Source organism: Hymenobacter sp. BT18 (assembly GCF_012273015.1).
In the GTDB taxonomy this organism is placed as follows: domain Bacteria; phylum Bacteroidota; class Bacteroidia; order Cytophagales; family Hymenobacteraceae; genus Hymenobacter; species Hymenobacter lutimineralis.
In genome coordinates this window covers 443913-464466 of record NZ_CP050954.1, presented here as the reverse complement: position 1 = coordinate 464466, position 20554 = coordinate 443913, and the positions used below count along the sequence as shown (strand labels likewise).

The following is a 20554-nucleotide window of genomic DNA, read 5'->3' as shown; positions in this document are numbered from 1 at the left end:
GGCGCTACTGTTACCTGGCAGGCCGGGGTTTTCTATGCGTAACACATTCTACGGCTTGTTATTGTTGGGCCTGGTGGGTTGTGAGACCCGCCAAACAGCTACCACCGAAGCTCGGGTGACACCTCCGGCTACTGTAAAGCAGTCCACAGTAGTGCAGCCCGCCGTTCAGCCCAGGCAGGATACCACCGATTATAGTGAGGAAAGTAGTTGGGTAATGGGTGCCCACGCCGAACAGCTAGATACTCTTTTGCGCATAGATGGGAAATCGTACCGCCTGCGAATGCGTGCCCGATCCGACAGCAGTACGCAGCTTCAGCATATCCAGAAGCCTGTGGCCGGAGAATCCCGACAGATGATAGATACCATCCGCGGCGTCGACGCCAGCTTTACCTATGAGCTGTACGACGGCCAGGGCAAACGTCTGTTTCAACGTGTATTGCGCAAGCCTAATTTCTACAAAGCGGCCGGCCACGACCTGACCATCAACAGCGTGCTTATCGGACCTGACTTTGTGGGGTATAATGCCCCCGTAAGGCCTTGCTGTTCAGCCAAAGCTTTGTACCTGACGGCACTGACGTCGGCACGCAGTGCTTCCTGATGTTGGGCCTGGATGGGCGGATTCAAAAGCTGACCGAAGGAAACTGGGCGGGTGGGAATGAGGCCGACTGCGGCGTGGCCCAGGCCGTCAACGGGGCCACTATCCTAACTTGCCAGGAGTTGATTCTGCCGAACGGGCGCCGTATGAACTTGCAAAAGAAGAACGCGGAGCTCGTTGCGGCTTTTTTTCTGAGCGACAGTACCCTGTTCGTGGCCTACGACTACGTAACGCACCAGTTGGTTAAGCTGGAGGAAGGAGGTCAAGGAATAGAGGAGGTGCGCGAACCGCGTCTGCAGCGCACTGCTAATGCCCAGGTACTTGACCTCACCGGCAAGCCCCTGGCTGCATTCCGCTACGACGGTTTCTCCAACGAGCTGGGATATCTTGTGCCGCGCCGGTATGTATGGCAGACGAGCACCTATTACTTGCTGGATGAAGCCCGGAATAGCGTGCATCTTATCAGCCAGCAACATCCCGAAAATCCCCAGGAACTCAAGCTGAGCCAGCTGGAGAAGTTCCAAGCGCCCCGCCGGCCTTTGGAGCGGGCTATCAAGCTATACGGCAGCTCCGGCCAGGCTCACCTATTGTATGTGGACACCCGCACGGGCCGCATCCGCTACCAACTCAGCAGCTAAACTCCACTACTTCCTCCGTCTCGAAGTAGTACAGCAGCCCGCGCACGTCGGCAAAGCCCAGGCGCTTGAACAGCTGCCCGTACTGGCGGACCAGCTGTTGGTGCCGGTCTTCGGGCGGCGGTACCCGGAAATCAAGAAGCGTGACGCGGCCCCGGCCCTCACCCAGCCTGGGTTCAAATACTACCCGGTCGGGCTTGTAATCTTCGCGGGGGGCGCCACCCACCAGAATTTCCCGCTCCGTCTCGGCAATAACGCCGGGCTGAAAGTAGGGAGTCAGCTGCGGGTGCTGCACCACTTGGCGCAGACGCTGGAGCAGCTCGGGCTGCTCGCGGCGGCTTACCAGCCCCTCAGCCGTGAGCTGCCCCGCCACGCGCTCCACATCCGGGGTCATAATAACGCGGCGCAGGGCAAAGTGCAGCTTGCGGCTCCACTCGCGCTGCTGCTGCTGTTCCGAGAAGTCGAACACGGTGCTGGCGTGCCGCCGCAGCCGCAGGCGCTGCTCCCAGTCGGCCGTGTTCAGGTTGGTGAGGGCGAATTGGTTGCTGGCTGCTGGCTGCGGCGGGTTGGTTTGAGCGGCGGCTGAGGCACCCTGGCTGAGCACGTACGTAAGCTGTTCCTCGTTCCACTGGCCCAGGTTTAAGAGGTAGCGTTGCAGCAGTTGGGCAATGTTGGTGGCCGGAGCGGTTTCGTCCTTCCCGGATTTACCCGCGTCGGGGCGGCGGGTGATGATGTAGAGGCGGTGACGGGGACGGGTGAAGGCTACGTAGAGCAGGTTCAAGGCCTCCACGAAGGTTTTTTCGCGCTCCTCGGCGTACTGGTCTGCCAGCACGGTCTGGGCCAGTTCCTTGCGCTGCTTGACCACGGCCACCGGCGGCATTTCGGCCACGGGCTTGTCGTCAGCCTCCAGCCGGCCCCAGAGGTAGGAGCCCCCGAAAGCCGAGCTGGGCTCTAGGCTCCAGTCGGCCCAGGGCACAATGACCACGCCGTAGGCCAAGCCCTTGGCCTTGTGCACCGTGGTGATGGTAACGGCCCCGCCGCGTCCGGCCGGGGCATTGATGCTCAGGTTGCTTTTGCGCTGGTCCCAGTAAGCCAGGAAGTTACCCAGGTTGTTGCCGAAGCGTAGGGAGTACTCCAGGGTCAGATCCAGAAAGCGGAACAGGTACTCGCTTTCCTCGCGGCGGTGCAGCAGGCCAAACAACCCCATCAGCTTCTCACTGAGCTCGTAGAGGTCCAGGTTGCCGGTTTGCTTTTCCTGCACGTCGTATCCCAGGCGGCGCAACTCGTCAAAAAACGGCTTGCTGCGCTCCTCCTTGGCAATTTCGCCGATGCGCCGGGCGCGGGTAGGAGTGGGCGGCACCCCACGCACCACTTTGTCGACTAGCAGCAGGGCTTCCACCCGGGCCAGGGAGTTGGCAGGCTGGTGCAGCACCCGCAGAATAGCGACCAGCAAATTTACCACCTCGGCAAACTCCAACGACAGCGAATCCGCCGAGATAATATCGTAGCCGCGCTCTTTCAAAAACTTGGCCACCCGCCGGCTTTGGTCGCGGCGGCGGCACAGCACGGCCACGTCTTCCAGCCGAAAGCCGTCGGCCAAGGCCTGCTCTACCAGGGCCAGGGTGAGGTAGAGCGTGCTTTCGTCGTAGTCGAGGGATTCCGCGCCGGTGTGACCGGGCAGGGGCTCGTCGGTGTAGCGGCCTTCGGCGGGGAGGTACCGGCGGGCGGGCGCATCGGGCTGAGTAAGCAGGATTTCGACGTGGGCCTCACCCCCCCGGCCCCCCTCTCCCGCGGAGAGGGGGGAGTCTGACGACGGTCGTGCTGACGGGGCGGAGCTGCTTCGCTCGCGCTGCGCAGCCCCGCCGTGCACGTCAGATTCTGTTGGGTTTGGTTGGTTTAGCGCCTGGTGAAGGGTGTCAAGTACGTTCGGAAGTTGGTGCAGTACTTGGTGGTTGGTAAAGCGGACGATCCGGTAGCCGAGTCCTTCTAGTTCGTGGGTGCGGCCTGCGTCATATTCAGCCTGTTCATGGTCGCCGTGGACTTCGCCGTCAATTTCTACGACCAGCAGGCCCGGAATGCACACGAAATCCACGATAAACGTGCCGATGACGTGCTGGCGCCGAAACTTCGAGCCCAGCTTGCCGTCCCGAAGCTCCTGCCAGAGTACTTCCTCCGCCGGAGTAGGGTGCCGCCGCATTTCCTTGGCGAAATCCGATGTCTTCTCCCAGGCGCGCGCATCAGCTGTCAGCACAAACTGGCCTACGGTGCTGGTTGCTGACGAGTATTCGTCTGAGTCGGGGCTGCTGAGCGCAGGCGAAGCAGCCCCGGGAAGTTGACCGGAATCGTCAGGCTCCCCCTCTCCACGGGAGAGGGGGCTGGGGGGTGAGGCCTTCGGTGCATTCTGCACAAACTCCGCGTCGTAGATCTGTTGCACCAGCTCCAGCTGCGGGTGGCTCTGCGAAACGTGCGTGAAAAAGTCGTTGTTGAACTGGATGATCTGCGGACCCGAGCGGTAGTTGGTTTGCAGAGAGGCGGGTTCCAGCGCACCTTCCAGCCCGATATAGCGCGCTTCCAGAATGTCGCGGGTTTCCTCGTCCTGGGCGCGGTTGATGAGCGGCAGCGTATGGCCCTGGTAAAGGCGCAGGATTTGCTCCATCTCGCCCCCGCGCCAGCGGTAAATGGCTTGCTTGGCGTCGCCCACGGCCAGGCTTAGGTTGCCGCCCGCCACGGCATTTTCCACCAGCGGCAGCAGGTTGTTCCACTGCAGCTCCGAGGTGTCCTGAAACTCGTCGATGAGCAGGTGCTGGTATTTCTCGCCCAGCCGCTCGTACAGAAACGGCACCGGCTCCCGCAGCACAATCTGGGCCAGCCGTCGGTTGAACTCGCCAATCAGCACCACGTTGCGATCCTGGCTTACCTGCTGCACGGCCTTGCTCAGCTCACTTAGCAAGGACACGTGGAACAGCTGCGGCAGCATGCCCTCAATCAGCAGGTATTGGCTCAGGTACTGGTCGCGGCGCTGCTCCAGCTCCTGAAATACCTCGGTTAGCTCGCCGGCTACGGCCTCCAGGGCGGGTTTCAGGGGGCCTTTCATAGCGTCGGCGCTGCCCCACTTGCCCGAGTCGGCCGCCTTTCGGGCCGTGCTGGTAGGCGTGCCAACGGGGTCTTCGAGCCAGCGCAGGGGCTTAGTGAAGTGGGCGTGTACGCCCCGACTGCCGCCCGCCAGCTGGTCCGGCACCAAGCCGTGCTGCGCCAGGGCTTCCACCGCCCGGTCGCCCAGGGCCTGCATGTCGGCCTGCATCTGCTCCCGGCGTTGCTTGAGGGTTTTGTGCAGGGTGCGAAACTCCTTGAGCTCCATCTGCTGCAGCTGGGCCACGGCCTCGTGCACCGACTCATTCAGCAGAAACTTGCCGAAGCGCATCATCTCGTCGGGCAGCTGGTTCCAGCTGCGGCCTTCCTCGGCCTTACTCAGGGCGTAGTCCTGCAGGGTGCGCGTGAGCAGGGCGTGCTCCTCGCCGCGGTTTACCTTGTCCAGCAGCAAGGCCACCGCCGCGTGCAGCACCGATTCGTCGTCCAGTTCCACCTCGAAGGCGGCCGGCAAGCCCAGCTCCCGCGTGAAAGCCTGCACCACCCGCTGCACAAACGAGTCGATGGTGCTCACGGCAAAGTCGGCGTAGTGGTAGAGCACCAGCTTGAAGGTTTGCTGGGCCCGGCGGCGCAGCTGCTGCTGGCGCTGCTCGGGCGTGTCCAGCGTGCGGGGCAGCAGGCCGTCGGCGTACAGCTCCTCGGCCAGCTCGGCCAGTAGGGCATCTGCTTTGGCGTCAACGCCGGGATTGGAAAACCCGCGCAGGGCCCCAATAATGCGCTCCTTCATTTCGGCCGCGGCGGCGTTGGTGAAGGTTATGGCCAGAATGCTTTTGTAGTAGCCCGCTTCGTTGGCGCCCAGGGCCAGCCGCAGGTATTCCTTGGTAAGCTGGTAGGTTTTGCCGGAGCCGGCAGAAGCGGAATAAATGCGGAAGGTAGCGGGCATTGGGTGGGAATAATCTATGGTAAAGGTCGCAGGATTGCGTTGATTTGGCGAATGGAATTCACCACCGATTTATCCGCCCTCGACTGGTTGCCTGGTGTCTTGATTGACAAGCCGCGGCCCAGTCCGCTGTTGTTGCGCCACCTGCTGCCAGATGGCTTTTCTGGCTATTATTCGCTGCTGCCAGTAGTGGGTATTATTCCGGATTTTCCCTTTGACCTGGTCAAGCCGGAAAAAACTTCCATTCAGCAACTCAACCAGAATGCCACTATCTGGACGCAGTACGGCGTCCATACGCCCGGCCGTAAGCCCGTGTATCAGCCTACTACTTTTCAGGCGTTAGCGGCCCGGTTTCGCCTGCCCTATACGTATCGGCTTTTCCATGATTTGCCGTGGCGGAAAGCAGGCTTCAATACGCTGTCGGAGCAGACGCAGGGACAACTGGCCTCTTTGCTTGATGAACTTGCTCCAGCCGTCAAGCTCAATCTGTACGTTGAGGACGCCGTTCGGTGGGGGCCGCAGGTGCATGAGGTGTTGCCCACAGGAGAGGAAGTTGTGTAGCAAGTCACCGTGGAAGAATACATCCGATTCTACCAGAAGGCAAGCGATGCTACGGCTTACCTGTTTCCTGCTGACTATAGTTGGTGCCTGCTAACCGTAGAGGACGGGCCTTGCCCGATTCTAGTAGTTAGTGATGTTTCAGCGCGCATTTTGGAGCGGCAAATTTCCCTAGAATATCTGCCGTTGCTGCCTGATACCGAGCTGCTGTAAGTAGCAAAGTTGGTTCACTGCCCTATACAGCCTCCCACACCCGCGCAGCCACCTCCGGGGTGATGCGCATCGGCCGCATGGTCTTCGGGTCGAGTAATACCCACTGGGTTTCGGCCTCGCAGAGCAGCTTGCTATCCGCGGCCCGCTCAATGCGTACGTGCCGTTGCGAGGTCACGCCTTCCATTTTTGAGACCCAGGTGGTGCAGCGCAGCTCGTCGCCGAGCAGGGCAGAAGCGAGGTAACGGATATGATGTTCCCGCACCACCCACACGTAGTTCGGCTGCTCCTCAGCGGGCGTGGCTGCCAGCCAGTGCGCCCCGGCCGTGTCCTGCACCCACTGCACGTAGCGCACGTTGTTGGCATGGTTTAGCGCGTCGATATCCTCGGGCTGTACCGTGATAAAGTGGGTAAAGCGAAACGGCTCGGGAGAGGTGTCCATTGGCAGCGGAGTGAGAGTCAAAGCTAACAGGTTTCGGCCGGGCCTTTGGTTAAACAGCCTTAGAGTGGCTTGCGTCCAATAGTGCAATCGTCAGAAAATCAACATATAACTAGATTAAATAAGCGCTTAGATAGCCATTGCCGTAAATTATCCGTACCTTTGCAGCCGCATTTGAGAACGGCCACGTTCTGCGCAGCTTGTGAGCTGCCTCGTAAAAAAACCTGTTGGGCCGGCTTTGTCTTCCGTCCGTTGCTTCCGTCACTTGTCGTTGTGTAGAGTGGGAGAAGAGCGTCGCTGAATCCGCTGTTTTCAGAGCTATAGTCTCCACTCCATTATCACAGACATGGAACAAGAAAAGGTAAAAATGAAATTCAGCGAGCTGACCCTCTCTGAAGAAATGCAGCGTGCCATTGCCGAAGTTGGGTACGAAGAAGCTTCCCCCATTCAGGAGGCCGCTATTCCCGTGATGCTGCAGGGCCGCGACGTAATCGGGCAGGCCCAGACGGGCACCGGCAAAACCGCCGCCTTCTCCATCCCCGCCATCGAACTTATCGACACCGACTCCCGCGAGGTGCAGGCCATTGTGCTTTGCCCCACCCGCGAGCTGGCTGTGCAGGTTTCCGGCGAAATCCAGAAGCTGGGCAAGTACAAGCGTGGTCTGGCCGTGGTGCCGATTTACGGCGGTAGCTCCTACGACCGGCAGTTCCGCGCCCTGGAGCGCGGCGTGCAGATCGTAATTGGCACGCCCGGCCGCGTGATGGACCACATCGAGCGGGGCACCCTCAAGCTGGATGCCTGTAAGATGATCATCCTCGACGAAGCTGACGAAATGCTCGACATGGGTTTCCGCGACGACATCGAGACGGTGCTCAAGAAAATGCCCGAGCAGCGCCAGACGGTGTTCTTCTCGGCTACCATGAGCAAGCCGATCATGGAGATGACCAAGCGCTACCAGAAGGATCCGCAGATCGTGAAGGTCAACCATCAGGAAATGACGGTGACTAACATCGAGCAGAGCTACTTCGAGGTGCGTGGCCCTCAGAAGAAGGACGTGCTGACGCGTCTGATCGACATGTACAACATCAAGTCGGGCATCGTCTTCGCCAACACCAAGCGCATGGTGGATGAGATTGTGGGCGACCTGCAAGCCAAAGGCTACTTCGCCGAAGGCCTGCACGGCGACATGGGCCAGCAGCAGCGCCAGAATACCCTCGACAAATTCCGTAAAGGCACGCTGGAAATCCTCGTAGCCACTGACGTAGCCGCCCGCGGCATCGACGTGGAGAACGTGGAGGTGGTCGTGAACTACGACCTGCCCGCCGACGAGGAGTACTACGTGCACCGCATTGGCCGCACCGGCCGCGCCGGCAAAACCGGTAAAGCCTTCACCTTCGTGAGCGGCCGCGACATCTATAAGCTGCGCGACATCATGCGCTTCACCAAAGCCACCATCAAGCAGGAGCGCGTGCCCAGCTTCGAAGATGTGTCGGAGGTGAAAACCACGCTGATGCTGAACTCCATCAAGGAGGTAATTGAAAAGGGTAACCTGGACAAATACATTGCCCGCGTGCAGCGCCTCATCGATCAGGATCAGGAAGACGGCGTTACGTCCTTGGACGTAGCCGCTGCCTTGCTAAAAATGACGATGAAGGAAGACAAGCGTGCCCAGGAAAGCCTCGACGCCAGCCGCACCCAAGGTGCTGCCCGCCCCGGCTTCACGCGCCTCTTCGTCACGATGGGTAAGAAAGACCGTCTGCACCCCCGCGACATCGTGGACCTGATTGCCGAAAATACCAGCCTCACGGCCGGTAAAGTTGGGGACATTGCCCTCTACGACAAGTTCAGCTTCGTGGAAGTGCCGAATGAGTTTGTAGAAGAAGTTATCAGCCAGCTGGGCCGTAGCACCATTCAGGGTCGGCCCGTAGCCTTCAACATTGCTACGCCCCGCCAGGAAGGTGATGCGCAGCAGGAAGGCGGTAACCGCGGCGGCTTCGGTGGCGGTGAGCGTCCTCGTCGGGGCCCGGGTGGGTTCGGCGGTGGCGAGCGTCGTGAGGGCGGCTTCGGTGGCAACCGCGGTGGCGGCTCCTACGGCGGCAACCGCGGCGGTGGCTCCTACGGTGAGCGTCGCGAAGGCGGCAGTTCCTACGGCGGCAACCGCGGTGGTGGCTCCTACGGCGGCAACCGTGGTGGCAACTCCTATGGCGGCGACCGTCGTGAAGGTGGTAGCTCCTACGGTGGCAACCGTGGTGGCGGCTCCTACGGTGGTGGCTACAAAGGCAAGCGCGAAGACAACAACTTCGACGAGTAGAACCACGGATTTTTCGGATTGCCCGGATTTCGGGGACGATTCTACTGTTCAAGAAAAAGGCTTCGCATTGCGCGAAGCCTTTTTCTTGTTTCATGTGTCATCCTGAGCAGAGCGAAGGACCATAGCACGTTGCAACAACTCATTTGGGCGTGGCAAGGTCCTTCGCTCTGCTCAGGATGACACATGAAAGGAAACCAGCCAGCGCCCGGAATTAGCAGAAACAGAAAAGCCTCCATTCATAGAGGCTTTTCTGTTACTTATCAAATCGTCCCCGAAATTCGCGCAATCCGAAAAATCCGCGCGAATCCGTGGTTCTTACTTAGCCGAGTCGCGCAGGGCACGAATGGTGTCGTGGGCTTCGCGGATGCCGCTGGCCTGCTTCTGGATAACCGATTTCAGGTCGGCGGGCAGGTCCTGGGCTTCGGCGGCTTTGTTGTAGGCGGCTTTGGCGTAGTCTTCGCCCCGCTCGCACTCGTTCAGAATGCTTTTGTTGTCCTTGCTGGTGAGGGCGCCTTTCAGGTTAATCCAGGCGCGGTGTACCGTTCCGGTTACCGAAGATTCTTCTTCGGGCTTCAGGTTCAGCTTGAACATCTGGTCTTCCAGCTCGGTAATGAACTCGGAGCGCTGAGCGGCGTACTTTTTGAAGGTTTCCTTCAACTGGGGGTCTTCTACGTCGGTCATTGCTTCGGCGTAGCCTTTTTGCCCATCTTTCAGGGTTTCAAGGAGTTCGTTTACGAGGGCTTGGGTGACTTTAGCTTCCATTATCTGAGAATAGTTTTGGGTGTGGGAAAGAGAAACTACAGGTTTCTTTACTCCCAAAACTTGCGCAGGGTTGCGAGCAATGAACGGGTAGAATTGGAAGCTGGTGCTTTTGCGAGGTGGGACAACGCAGTCAGGCCGAGCGAAGCGTAGCCATCTGTCCGGAGCAACATCAGCCCCGTTTTCTGCTTGCTACGCTTAATGGTAGCGCGCGAGTCACAGGTTTGTTACATGGCGGAGCTTTATGCATTGTTCGGGGACTTGTTGCGGTTCCGCCTCGCAATGCCAACGCAGCATCTCTCTATTTCACCAGCTCACCCATAGCCCGGCCAGCGAGGTAGCCGGTCGTCCAGGCTGCCTGGAAGTTGAAGCCCCCAGTGATGCCGTCGATGTCCAGGACCTCACCGGCGAAGTGCAGGCCTGGCACCACGCGGCTTTCCATGGTTTGCATGTTTACCTCGCCCAGCGTGATGCCCCCGCACGTCACAAACTCTTCCTTGTAAGTGGTTTTGCCGTGCATGGGTAGCGAGGTGCGCAGCAGGTTTTCAATCAGCCGGTTTTGCAGCTTGGCGGGTAGCTCGTTCCAACGGGTCTCGGTGCCTACGCCGGCCTGCTCCGCCAGCGTCCGCCACAGGCGTTGGGGCAGTCCGAACAGTGGGTTCGTGAGTACGGTCTTTTTGCCGTGCTGGGCCCGGTAGTCCTGCAGGTGCTGGCGCAGGGTGTCTTCCGTAAAATCCGGCAGCCAGCTGACGAGGGCCGTGCTTTGGTAATCGAGGTCGTGCAGTCGGCGGGCTCCCCAGGCCGAGAGCTTGAGTACGGCCGGGCCGCTCACACCCCAGTGCGTAACGAGCACTGGGCCCTCGTATTCCAGCTTTTCCCCCGCAATGCGCACCCGGGCGCGGGGCACGCTTACGCCTGGCAGCTCCTGCAGCGGCGAGTCGGGCACGTTGAAGGTGAACAGACTGGGCACGGGCTCCTGAATGGAGTGGCCCAGTTGCCGGAGCCAGTCGTACTGCGCGCTCTTGGGGGCGCCGCCGGTGGCAATGAGTAGCCGCGCTACGTTCAGCGTAGGCAGCTGCGGGTTGGAAAGCATGAGTCGGAAACCAACTTCGGGCAGCGGCGCAATTTGCTCGGCCGCCGTGTGCGTGAGAACCTGCACGCCGGCTTTGCGGGCGGCCTCCAGCAAACATTGCGCAATAGTTTCCGACGAATCGGTAGTCGGGAACATGCGGCCGTCGGCTTCCGTCTTGAGGCGGACGCCCCGGCGCTCAAACCAGCGCACGGTGTCTACGGCTCCGAATTGCTTGAACGGCTCCTTCAGCTGCCGGGCGCCGCGCGGGTAGTGCTGCACGAGCTGGGCGGGGGTGTCGGCGGCGTGCGTCACGTTGCAGCGGCCCCCACCCGAAATGCGCACTTTGCTCAGCACTTTGCCGGTTTTCTCGAGCAGGTAAACAGTCAGGTGCGGATTGGCCTCGGCGCAGGCAATGGCCCCAAAAAAACCTGCCGCGCCCCCACCCAGCACCGCCACCGTCGAAGAAATATCATTCACAATGCAAAGATACGCCGTGCTTTCTGTTGCTGGTTGTTCGGTATTAGTTGTCGGTTATCAAGCTGATAAAGCAGCTCGCCCAGCAGCTGACACCGCTAGTAACAAGCAATTCAACAATACGCCAGGGCGGCCAGCAAGTCATCGTGCTGAAAGGAGTAGCCCGTGAGCTGCCGCAGTTGAGTGCTGTCGATGGTTTTGCCGCCGGCTTCTTCGGGCAGAAAAGTAGGGGGCTCTAAACCCAGGAAACGAGCCGCAACAGGGTAAAACTCGCGCCGTAGTGGGTGCTGGGCAGCGCTAGCGTTCAGCGTAACCGCCCAAAGCTGGTGCTTCAGGATAGACAGCAAAATGCTCACGCAGTCGGTAAGATGAATAAGGTTAACGGGCGCGCTGCCCTGGGCCACCGCTTGGCGGCCCGCCAAAAAACGGCCGGGCGGGCGCCCCGGGCCGATCAGGCCGGCCATTCGGACTACCGTAGCGCGCACACCTGGCAACGTGGCAAAGAGGTATTCTGCCTGCAGCAGGGGAGAAGTTGCCTCAGCGCTGGCCAGGGCATCGGCTTCCGTCAAGGGCTGGTTTACATCCGGATATACGCCGGTAGAACTCACAAACAGCACCTGGCGCACCCCGTGCCGCTGCACGGCGGCTGCTACGGGCCGCAACACGGCTAAGTAAGGTATACCGGAGCTGGCGCGCGGGGGTACGTTCAGCACCAGCGTTTCGGTGCCACTTAGCAATGCCGCCAGCGCTGGATCATCGTCGGACAGTTCTGGCGTGAGTTGCAGAAGCGTAGGCTGAATGCCAGCCGCTGCCAGCGTAGGAAGCTTATCGGGGGAAGTAGTTGAGCCACGCACTGCGTAGCCAGCGGCCACCAGGGCCTGCGCAAGGGGTAAGCCCAGCCAGCCGCAGCCCAGTACGGCAAGGGTAGGTGAGGAAGAGGATGACGTCATGATGGGGCGAAAGTCCGAAAAACTCAGATGGTATGTATGCCGACTAACTAGAAACAATTGCCGTTCTTGCGGCTACCCCATCCATTCTGTTCTTCTAAACCTGTTTTTCCGATGTCCTCTTCCCATCCCTACGCCCAGCCCATGCTCCGCGACAACGCCCTGCAGGGCAAAACCATTGTGGTAACCGGTGGCGGTACCGGCCTCGGCCGCGCCATGACTACCTACTTCCTGCAGCTTGGCGCCAACGTCACCATTAGCTCGCGCAAGCTGGACGTGCTGGAAAAAACGGCCGCCGAGCTTCGGGAGCTAACCGGCAACGCCAATGTGCTGGCCGTGCAGTGCGACGTGCGCAAGTACGACGAAGTGGAGGCCATGCTCCAGCGCACCATTGCGGAGTTTGGGGGCGTAGACGTGCTGCTCAACAACGCGGCCGGCAACTTCATCAGCCCCACGGAACGCCTCAGCCACAAAGCGTTTGACGTGATTGTGGACATCGTCCTGAAAGGCTCCTACAACTGCACCCTGGCCTTTGGCAAGCACTGGATTGCGGAGAAAAAGCCCGGCACCATTCTCAACATCGTTACTACGTACGCCTCCGTGGGCTCGGCTTTCGTGGTGCCCTCGGCGGCCGCCAAAGCCGGTGTGTTGGCCATGACGCGGTCCTTGGCCGTGGAGTGGGCCAAATACGGCATCCGCTCCAACGCCATTGCCCCCGGCCCGTTCCCGACGGAAGGCGCCTGGAGCCGCCTGTTCCCTGAGCCGCTGGCCTCCAAACTCGACCCCGCCGCCAACGTACCCCTCAAGCGCGTGGGCAACCACCAGGAGCTGGCCAACCTGGCCGCCTACATGGTGTCGGACTTCGCGGCCTACATGAACGGTGAAGTGGTAACCTTGGACGGGGGCGAGTGGCTGAACGGCGCCGGCGAGTTCAACAAGCTCGAACTCCTCACCTCCGACATGTGGGACCACATCGAAAAAACCATGCGCCGCTAACTACGAGTTCTGAACCACGGATTCGCGCGGATTTTTCGGATTTCGCGGATTTTGTAGTTGGCGCCAGTAATCTTTGCTTGCAAAACAAAAGGGCTTGCCGAAAGGCAAGCCCTTTTGTTTTGCAAGCAAAATCCGCGAAATCCGAAAAATCCGCGCGAATCCGTGGTTCAGATCTTGTACCCTTTGTAGCCTTTCTGGAACTCGGCGGGGGCAATGGGCTGATTGGGAACAACCTCCGAGAACTCGAACTTCTCAAACAACCCTTTGTCGTCGTGGACCTGTACCACCAGGGGCAAAAAAGTGGTCTGGTCCACACACACTATGGTGCGGCGGCCGTAGGCGTTGGGTACCTGCACGGCTTTGCCGGCCGGCACCGTGGCGCCGTAGGAGAGGTTGTTGCGCTCCAGAATGCGGTACTCGCCGCAGCCAAACTTATCAGCAATCTGGGCTATGGTTTCGGCCTTGGCGGGCTTGTAAGTGACGTAGCGGAACTGCGGGAAATCGGAGCGCAGAATGTAGCTGGGGCGGCCCGCTACCGTGGTGTCGCCGGCGTAGCGGAAGGAACGTTCGTAGCTGTGGTCGGTGCGCTGGGGGGAGCCGTGAAGCAAACCCGCAATAGTGCCGAAGCCCGCCTGAAAGATGCTGTGGTGCTGATTACGGCGCATCAGCGTGCCATTGGGGTCGAGGCTGACGGTGACGTAGGGGAAGCTGTTGGGGTAGACAAAAGCTTCGTTGTCGTTCTGGCCCGCCGTATAGAGTACCTCCACGCCCTTCTGGTTGCGTAAATACAGCCGCAGCGGGTTGTAGGCTATTTTCATCTGGGTGCGGGCCTGCTGGTAGCCGCCTTCCATACGCTCCTGCGCCCGCACGGTACAACGCAGCGTTTTGAGGTGGTCGATGGCGCTGCTGAGGCGCGAAACCAGTACGGCGGTGGTCATTTTCTCCGGCGGGGCGGCGCCCAACGCAATGCCCACGAAGGCGGCACCGGTAACAAAGCAAAGCAAGCGGTTCATCAGCGGAAGTAGCATAGAGCAATAGGTAGAGGCGCAGCCTGCATAAATCGGGCCGGATACGGACACCAAGTAGCGCGTAAAACTAATTGAGGCTGATGCGGGGAAACCGCGACGCTGTACTGTCAAACAAAAACAGCTCATCAATCTCAACCTGGCGGAAGTAGCGGTATAGCGGCAGCAGCTCTACCACGGCCCGCACTTCCTCGCTCGAGGCGCCATTCATGGTAATCCAGCCCCGGGAACGGTCGGCGCTGATGGCGTACACTTCCACCGCGCCTTCCTCCATAAGCTGGTTGACGAAGGTGCGGTGCGCGGGAATAAGCGCCATAAATCCTTCGTCGAAATACTCGGGAAGGCGTAAGGTCACGACAAATCTGGCCATAAAACAAGCGAACTGCCTGTGGCGGTAACGCCAGAAAAGGAGGGAATGTTTACGCGGGGACTGCACACCAAGCAACTTTTTTGCCCTTTTTGCGAAAGAGAGGCCATGCACTTTACCGTTATCACTCCCACGCACAACCGCGAGCAGTTCCTGCCGGAGGCCATTGCCAGCGTACAAGCCAGCGTTACAGCTCCGCTCGATATTACCTTCGACCACCTCATTTGCGAGAATGCCTGCACCGATGGCACCCCGGCCTGGCTGACGGCTCACCCCCAGGAGCGCCTCCGTTACGAAAGCAGCGCCACTAAGCTGCTACCGGGCCCGGCCCGCAACCTGCTGGTGCGCACTACCGCGCCCGACGCCTGGCTGGTGCCCCTCGACGATGACGACCTGCTGCTGCAACGCGCCATCTACCACTACGCGGCCCAAGTGCAAGCCAACCCCGGCCGCCCCTGGCTGGTAGCCGATTTCCTGCGTGTAGATGAGGAACGGCGCTACCTGCCCTCCGAAGATTACTATGCCTGGCAGTTTGAAACGCCCACGGATATGCTACGCGCTATTTTCCGGGCCGAGCACTTCATTCAGGGCAACGTGTGCTACTCACGCCAGCTGTTTGATGAGGTGGGCGGCTACGACGAGGAATTGCGCATGGCCGAGGACCTGGACTTGTACGTGCGCTTCCTGCTGGCTGGGCACCTGCCCGTCATTTGCCCCCACATCAGCCACCTGCACCGCTTTCACCGGGCCAACGTGAGCATTGGCGTGGATGCCGCCAAGCACGGCGCCGACTTGCAGGTGATTTACGATAAATATGCCGACCAGCTTCAAAAGCTGGGTATTGAGCGCCCGTAGAAACCACGGATTCGGGCGAATTTTCCGGATTCCACGGATTGTGGAGTCGACTGATCTACCAAAAAAAGAAGGCTTCGTACAGTGGGAAGCCTTCTTTTTTGTGGTCAGCCGGCGCTTGCGCCGGCTGATAAACTAGGTAAGGGTAACGTCCCCAAAATCCCGGTAATCCGCAAAATCCGCCCGAAATCGGTGGTTTACTCTTTCACTATTTTTCCGTCTTTCATCACCCACTGCACCCGGCGTAAGGCTGCAATGTCCTGGGTAGGGTCACCGGATACGGCAATGAGGTCGGCCAGCAAGCCGGCCTGAATACGGCCCCGGTCGGGGAGCTGGAAAATCCGGGCATTTTGGCTGGTGAAACCCCGTACGACAGCCAGGGGCGAGAGACCGTATTCCTGCACCAGCAGCTCAGCCTCGCGCACGTTGTCGCCGTGCGCGAATACGCCCACGTCGCCGCCAAAAGCCAGCGGTACGCCGCTTTGCAGGGCCGCTTTCATACTCTGGCGCTTCTGCAGCAGGCGTTCCGGCTCGGGCTGCTGACCCTTTTGCCAGCCCCGGTACTGAGAAACGGCATCACCAGCGGCCACGGTCGGACAGAGGGCCACGCCACGCTGCTGCATCAGCTTAAAGATTTCTAGGGTGCCGCCGTCGCCGTGCTCAATGGTTTGTACCCCGGCCAGCGTGGCGCGGCGCATGCCTTCAGGCGTGCTGGCGTGGGCTACTACCGGCCGGCCGGCGGCCCGAGCTGTTTGCACGGCCAGGGTTAGCTCTTCCTGCGAGAAGGTGGGCCGCGCGGGCTCATCCGGGCCCCAGCGGTAGTCGGCGTACACCTTGATGATGTCGGCCCCTTTCCCGATCTGCTCACGGACGGCTCGCATCAGGCCCTCGGGCCCATCGGCCTCCTGGGCACCCTGGGGCAAATCGAGGTCGGAGTTGAGCTTGGGGCCGTAGGAGCCGCTGGCTACCAGCGCCCGAGTGGCAATGAGCAGGCGCGGGCCGGGGATGATGCCTTGGTCGATGGCCTGCTTAAGGCCTACATCGGCGTAGCCGGCCCCCTCCGAGCCTAGGTCGCGCACTGTGGTAAAACCAGCTGCCAGCGTGCGGCGCGCGTGGGTAGTAGCCCGGGCTACCCGCAATGCCACTGATTCCGTCAGCACCTGGTCGTTCCAGGTGGTTTCGTTGTAGGGGTGTAGCAGCAGGTGGGCGTGGCCCTCGATGAGGCCGGGCAGCAGCGTAAGCCCCGGTAGCTCCAGGGTGCGGGCTCCCGCCGGGGCCGGCAATTGGGCCGCTGGCCCCACAGCCTTGATGCGGTTCTGGTCCACTAGTACCACCCAGCCGGGGTGCAGGGTCTCGCCGTCGAACACGGCGGCCGGGCGAAGCAGCAGGAGGGAGGGCGGCGGTTGGGCCTGGGCGAAGCTGGTGCCCGTCAGCGCAGCCAGCACCAACAGTAGGATCCGCAGCCGGAGACGGTAAGAAAGCAGAAGAAGCATATAGCCACGAAGAAAACGAAAAGTGCCGCTTCCCACGCCGGGAAGCGGCACTTTTATCTTACAGAGCGTCTCGATTAGCACAAGCAGCTGGCGCTGAAGGGGGGCATGCGAGGGCAGGCTTTACTAGTACACGGGCAATCCTACAGATAGTACTGCAGGTTTTCCTTGGTGATAATATCGAGGGGCAGGTATTTCACTGGCTTCACGTCTTTCTTAAAGATGAGCAGGTCGGCCAGCGCGTACACGCCCCGGTAGCCTTGTTCCTTGGGGTTCTGGTTGATGAGAAAATCGATGATACCCTCGTTCAGGAAGTGAATATTTCTTTCCAGCAGGTCGTAGCCAATCAGGCGCACATCTTCGCGCTGGTTGGCCTGCAGGTAGGGCGCAATTTCAAACGCTTTCGACGTACTCACGAAAATGCCTTTGAGCTGGCTTTGCTCCTCATCCAGCAAACGGTTCAGCTGCCGGGCAAACGACGGATCAGCCGGCTGAGGGAGGTCGACGCTAATAACCTTAAAGGTGTTTTTCGGCCGGTCCGGGCTGGCGCTGTCCGGCTCGGGGGCTAGCTGGGCGAAGTAGTCCCGAAATCCTCGCTCCTTTTGCGTGATGTGTACCGAGTTGGCTATATCTTCGGCAATGTGCGCGATAAGAAACGTGCCCGGCTGGCTTTGGCCAAACTGGGCCAGCTTGCCGGCCAGGAAACCACTCTGGTAGGAATCCTGCCCAATGTAGCTCAGCGACTGCAGCTCGGCAATGTAGGTGTTGAAAAGCACGTAGGGAATGCCCTGCTCGTGCCACTGCGCAAAAAAGGCCAGCGACTCGCGGTAAAACAGCGGGGCAATCAGGATACCGTCGGGCTTGGCTTGGGTGGCTGCCTCGGCCTGTTCGCGAAAGGAATCAACTTCGGTGAGGCTGTAGGAATACACGGTGATGTCCAGGCCATACTGCTTGAGTTCCTTACCGGCTTTGCGAATGCCATTCCAGGGCGCATCCCAGTAGGGGTCCAGGGTATGGTCGGGCTGCAGCACGGCTAGCTGATAGGTATTGTTGGAGCCGAGGGTACGCGCAATCATGTTGGGCTCATACTCCAGTTCCTGCATCATCTGCAGAACTTTCTGGCGCACCTCTTCCGCAACCCGCCCCCGATTGTGCAAGACCCGGTCCACCGTTCCCACCGAAACGTTGGCTTTGGCCGCTATGTCCTTGATGCGCACCGCATTTTTCTTCATAATCAGACGTTACTCTTTCTTAAACTTTTCAAAGATACCATGCCTGCCGCACCCGGTAGGCATGCGGGGAGGAATTGCAAATTGTCTGATGGCTCTTTTCGGCTTACTGGCTGCCGACAAAACCGGGGGAATGCAGCCTGATACGCAAAAAGCCGGCGGGCACCTAACTATTAGGCAATAAGGCCAGGGAAGCACTTGGGCGGGCTGCTAAATATAGGTAAAAATAAATATTATTTTCGTTATATAATGAGCGGTGTTGTTGTCAGGTAGTAAAGCTAGCGTATTTCCAATGCGTGTGCGTGCACATTGCAAGAAAAAGTTTGCGTGTGCGCACACATTTTTTTCGAAAACGTTTGCATTGGCGCTTCAACTTGTTTACGTTTGAACCATCCCAAGTAATTTATAGCGGATAAAATCATATTGAATCCGAGTTGAGCCGGCTCCGCTGGCCCAAAGTGGATGGGGGAGCGTCGTGGCCATTAAATGGCACTCCTTATGGCTTTAGTGCAAGTATATGCTCGAAAGATTCTGTTCACGATTACGTGTTTCTGCTCATTGCGTTCCTGAGGCCCATCAACCAACAACCTAGAAAAGCCAGCTATGGAAGTCCTGAATTACCCCGAAACCACCTTTGAAAAACTGCCCGTAACCATCTTCGAAGAAGCAGCGGAAGGAGCAGTGCGCGTAGCCCACGAAATTGCCGAGCTGATCCGCCGCAAGCAGCGACTGGGCGAGCAGGCTGTGCTTGGGCTGGCCACGGGCTCTTCGCCTATTGGCGTGTACCAGGAGCTAATCCGCCTGCACCGGCAGGAGAGCCTGAGCTTCCGCAACGTGGTTACGTTTAATCTGGACGAGTACTACCCGATGGAGCCCGACGAGCTCCAGAGCTACGTGTACTTCATGCACGAGCAACTCTTCAACCATATCGACATTCTGCCCGAAAACATCCACATTCCGGATGGCACATTGCCCATCGATAGAGTGAAGGAGTATTGCCAGCACTACGAAAAGCAGATTGACGAGTGCGGCGGGCTGGACATGCAGCTGCTGGGAATTGGCCGCACCGGGCACATTGGCTTTAATGAGCCCGGCTCGTCCATCAACTCCACTACCCGGCTGGTCAAGCTCGACCCCCTTACGATTACCGATGCGGCCAAGGACTTTATCAAGGAAGAGTTTGTGCCATTGCGGGCCCTGACCATGGGAGTAGGCACCATCATGAAAGCCCGCAAGATAATCTTGCTGGCCTGGGGCGAGGGCAAGGCTAAAATCCTGAAGGAGATGGTGGAAGGCCGGGTTTCGGACGAAGTGCCTGCTTCCTTCCTGCAACTGCACCCACAAGTAGCAGTGGTTGTAGACCGCTGGGCCGCTCTGGAGCTGACGCGCGTGAAAACGCCCTGGCTGGTGGGTATGTGCGCCTGGGACGACAGCCTGATTCGGCGGGCCGTTATCTGGTTGAGCCTGCGCACGCGCAAACCCATCCTGAAGCTGACCGACGAAGACTACAAAGACGGGAGCCTGAGCGACCTGCTGGTGGAAGCCGGCAGTGCTTACAACCTGAACCTGCGCGTGTTCAATACCATCCAGCGCACCATTACGGGTTGGCCGGGTGGTAAGCCCAATTCCAACGACGCCCAGCGGCCCGAGCGGGCCCTGCCCGCCATCAAACGCGCCCTGATTTTCAGCCCGCACCCCGACGACGACGTTATTTCCATGGGAGGGACCCTGCTGCGGCTGGTAGACCAGGGGCACGATGTGCACGTGGCCTACCAGACGTCGGGCAACATTGCCGTCTTCGACGACGATGCCCGCCGCTTTGCTGATTTCGCCCTGGACTTTGCCGAGAAAATGAACGTGGGCGTGGACGACACGCGGCAGAAGCACGCGGAGGTTGTGGAGTTTCTCAAACATAAAAAGCTGGGGGAGGAAGACAGTGCACTGGTGCAGGATATCAAAGCCCTGATCCGCAAAGGCGAAGCGGCCGCGGCCTGCCGGTTTTGCGGCGTGAAAGAGCCGAACGTGCACTTCATGAACATGCCCTTTTACGAAACCGGCCAGGTAAAGAAAAAGCCCTTGGGCGAGGCTGATATCCAGGCAGTCATAGCCATTCTGCAGGAAATTCAGCCCCACCAGATTTTTGCGGCCGGCGACCTGCGTGACCCGCACGGGACGCACCGCGTGTGCCTGGATGCCATTTTCGAAGCCCTGGCCCGCCTGAAAGGGCAGGAGGCCTGGGTAGCCGACTGCCACCTCTGGCTATACCGCGGTGCCTGGCAGGAGTGGGATGTTGAAGAAATCGAAATGGCGGTGCCCATCAGCCCGGAAGAGCTGATGCGCAAGCGCAAGGCCATCTTCAAGCACCAGTCGCAGAAAGATAGCGCCGTGTTCCCCGGCAACGACAAGCGCGAGTTCTGGCAGCGTTCCGAAGACCGCAACCATACCACCGCCCAACTCTACGATCAGCTAGGCCTGGCCGAGTACGAGGCCATGGAAGCCTTCGTGCGGTATCGATTCTAGATAATTATCCCGGCATGGCCGAGGGCTGAAAATCAGCCAACAACAGCG

The 20554-nt window shown here is 59.7% G+C and carries 16 protein-coding genes; 7 read left to right on the top strand and 9 right to left on the bottom strand.

What is annotated here, in order from left to right; genetic code table 11:
- The first annotated feature begins 34 nt into the window (after positions 1-34).
- Both HER32_RS01980 and HER32_RS01975 read left to right on the top strand, forming a co-directional pair.
- Positions 35-598 (top strand): hypothetical protein, encoded by a 564-nt coding sequence (locus tag HER32_RS01980; protein ID WP_168680128.1) that lies wholly within the window; start codon positions 35-37, stop codon positions 596-598.
- A complete protein-coding gene (locus tag HER32_RS01975) occupies positions 598-1233 on the top strand; it encodes a hypothetical protein (RefSeq protein WP_168680126.1) in 636 nt (211 codons plus the stop codon). Before HER32_RS01980 ends, HER32_RS01975 begins: the two co-directional genes overlap by 1 nt.
- Here HER32_RS01975 and HER32_RS01970 read toward each other — a convergent pair.
- Positions 1223-5260, bottom strand: a complete 4038-nt coding sequence (locus HER32_RS01970; protein ID WP_168680123.1) for a UvrD-helicase domain-containing protein — start codon at positions 5258-5260, stop codon at positions 1223-1225. The genes HER32_RS01975 and HER32_RS01970 overlap by 11 nt on opposite strands.
- A 51-nt stretch (positions 5261-5311) precedes the next feature.
- On the opposite strand from HER32_RS01970, the gene HER32_RS01965 reads away from it, so the two are divergent.
- Positions 5312-5818 carry a hypothetical protein gene (locus HER32_RS01965; RefSeq protein ID WP_168680121.1) on the top strand — a complete coding sequence of 169 codons (507 nt, stop codon included), beginning with the start codon at positions 5312-5314 and terminating at the stop codon, positions 5816-5818.
- Positions 5819-6050: 232 nt separating this feature from the next.
- Here the strand turns inward: HER32_RS01965 and HER32_RS01960 are convergent, their stop codons facing one another.
- Positions 6051-6467, bottom strand: coding sequence for an acyl-CoA thioesterase (locus tag HER32_RS01960; protein ID WP_168680119.1), 417 nt, complete (start codon positions 6465-6467; stop codon positions 6051-6053).
- 343 nt (positions 6468-6810) lie between these two features.
- On the opposite strand from HER32_RS01960, the gene HER32_RS01955 reads away from it, so the two are divergent.
- On the top strand, positions 6811-8775 hold the full coding sequence (locus tag HER32_RS01955) for a DEAD/DEAH box helicase (RefSeq protein ID WP_168680117.1): 1965 nt from the start codon (positions 6811-6813) through the stop codon (positions 8773-8775).
- A 315-nt stretch (positions 8776-9090) separates the two neighbouring features.
- On the opposite strand, the gene HER32_RS01950 is transcribed toward HER32_RS01955, so the two are convergent.
- From HER32_RS01950 to HER32_RS01940, 3 genes are all read right to left on the bottom strand, one after another.
- Positions 9091-9537, bottom strand: coding sequence for a PA2169 family four-helix-bundle protein (locus tag HER32_RS01950; protein WP_149069331.1), 447 nt, complete (start codon positions 9535-9537; stop codon positions 9091-9093).
- Between the two features lie 298 nt (positions 9538-9835).
- Entirely contained in the window at positions 9836-11083 is a 1248-nt protein-coding gene (locus HER32_RS01945) for an NAD(P)/FAD-dependent oxidoreductase (protein ID WP_410503889.1), read from the bottom strand.
- 110 nt (positions 11084-11193) lie between these two features.
- On the bottom strand, positions 11194-12030 hold the full coding sequence (locus HER32_RS01940) for an NAD(P)H-binding protein (RefSeq protein WP_168680115.1): 837 nt from the start codon (positions 12028-12030) through the stop codon (positions 11194-11196).
- Positions 12031-12141: 111 nt separating this feature from the next.
- Between HER32_RS01940 and HER32_RS01935 the strand changes: the two genes are divergently transcribed.
- Positions 12142-13023, top strand: coding sequence for an SDR family oxidoreductase (locus tag HER32_RS01935; protein ID WP_149069333.1), 882 nt, complete (start codon positions 12142-12144; stop codon positions 13021-13023).
- A 167-nt stretch (positions 13024-13190) separates the two neighbouring features.
- Here HER32_RS01935 and HER32_RS01930 read toward each other — a convergent pair whose 3' ends face one another.
- Together HER32_RS01930 and HER32_RS01925 are read right to left on the bottom strand one after the other, a co-directional pair.
- Positions 13191-14051 (bottom strand): DUF1571 domain-containing protein, encoded by an 861-nt coding sequence (locus HER32_RS01930; RefSeq protein ID WP_168680113.1) that lies wholly within the window; start codon positions 14049-14051, stop codon positions 13191-13193.
- Positions 14052-14118: 67 nt separating this feature from the next.
- Positions 14119-14403, bottom strand: coding sequence for a hypothetical protein (locus tag HER32_RS01925; RefSeq protein ID WP_149069335.1), 285 nt, complete (start codon positions 14401-14403; stop codon positions 14119-14121).
- 120 nt (positions 14404-14523) lie between these two features.
- Here HER32_RS01925 and HER32_RS01920 point away from each other — a divergent pair, with 120 nt between their 5' ends.
- Positions 14524-15270, top strand: coding sequence for a glycosyltransferase family 2 protein (locus HER32_RS01920; protein ID WP_168680112.1), 747 nt, complete (start codon positions 14524-14526; stop codon positions 15268-15270).
- 194 nt (positions 15271-15464) lie between these two features.
- Here the strand turns inward: HER32_RS01920 and HER32_RS01915 are convergent, their stop codons facing one another.
- On the bottom strand, positions 15465-16760 hold the full coding sequence (locus HER32_RS01915; RefSeq protein WP_197748858.1) for a metal-dependent hydrolase family protein: 1296 nt from the start codon (positions 16758-16760) through the stop codon (positions 15465-15467).
- 140 nt (positions 16761-16900) lie between these two features.
- Positions 16901-17989, bottom strand: coding sequence for a substrate-binding domain-containing protein (locus HER32_RS01910; RefSeq protein WP_149069337.1), 1089 nt, complete (start codon positions 17987-17989; stop codon positions 16901-16903).
- A 600-nt stretch (positions 17990-18589) separates the two neighbouring features.
- On the opposite strand from HER32_RS01910, the gene nagB reads away from it, so the two are divergent.
- Positions 18590-20506, top strand: coding sequence for a glucosamine-6-phosphate deaminase (gene nagB, locus HER32_RS01905; RefSeq protein WP_149069338.1), 1917 nt, complete (start codon positions 18590-18592; stop codon positions 20504-20506).
- Positions 20507-20554: the final 48 nt, after the last annotated feature.

Excerpts from the sequence above, each read along its gene's own strand:
- HER32_RS01965 (WP_168680121.1), top strand. The coding sequence starts at position 5,312 with ATGGAATTCACCACCGATTTATCCGCCCTCGACTGGTTGCCTGGTGTC.
- nagB (WP_149069338.1), top strand. The coding sequence starts at position 18,590 with ATGGAAGTCCTGAATTACCCCGAAACCACCTTTGAAAAACTGCCCGTA.
- HER32_RS01940 (WP_168680115.1), bottom strand. The coding sequence starts at position 12,030 with ATGACGTCATCCTCTTCCTCACCTACCCTTGCCGTACTGGGCTGCGGC.
- HER32_RS01970 (WP_168680123.1), bottom strand. The coding sequence starts at position 5,260 with ATGCCCGCTACCTTCCGCATTTATTCCGCTTCTGCCGGCTCCGGCAAA.
- HER32_RS01930 (WP_168680113.1), bottom strand. The coding sequence starts at position 14,051 with ATGCTACTTCCGCTGATGAACCGCTTGCTTTGCTTTGTTACCGGTGCC.
- HER32_RS01935 (WP_149069333.1), top strand. The coding sequence starts at position 12,142 with ATGTCCTCTTCCCATCCCTACGCCCAGCCCATGCTCCGCGACAACGCC.
- HER32_RS01920 (WP_168680112.1), top strand. The coding sequence starts at position 14,524 with ATGCACTTTACCGTTATCACTCCCACGCACAACCGCGAGCAGTTCCTG.
- HER32_RS01910 (WP_149069337.1), bottom strand. The coding sequence starts at position 17,989 with ATGAAGAAAAATGCGGTGCGCATCAAGGACATAGCGGCCAAAGCCAAC.
- HER32_RS01975 (WP_168680126.1), top strand. The coding sequence starts at position 598 with ATGTTGGGCCTGGATGGGCGGATTCAAAAGCTGACCGAAGGAAACTGG.
- HER32_RS01950 (WP_149069331.1), bottom strand. The coding sequence starts at position 9,537 with ATGGAAGCTAAAGTCACCCAAGCCCTCGTAAACGAACTCCTTGAAACC.
- HER32_RS01915 (WP_197748858.1), bottom strand. The coding sequence starts at position 16,760 with ATGCTTCTTCTGCTTTCTTACCGTCTCCGGCTGCGGATCCTACTGTTG.
- HER32_RS01960 (WP_168680119.1), bottom strand. The coding sequence starts at position 6,467 with ATGGACACCTCTCCCGAGCCGTTTCGCTTTACCCACTTTATCACGGTA.
- HER32_RS01980 (WP_168680128.1), top strand. The coding sequence starts at position 35 with ATGCGTAACACATTCTACGGCTTGTTATTGTTGGGCCTGGTGGGTTGT.
- HER32_RS01955 (WP_168680117.1), top strand. The coding sequence starts at position 6,811 with ATGGAACAAGAAAAGGTAAAAATGAAATTCAGCGAGCTGACCCTCTCT.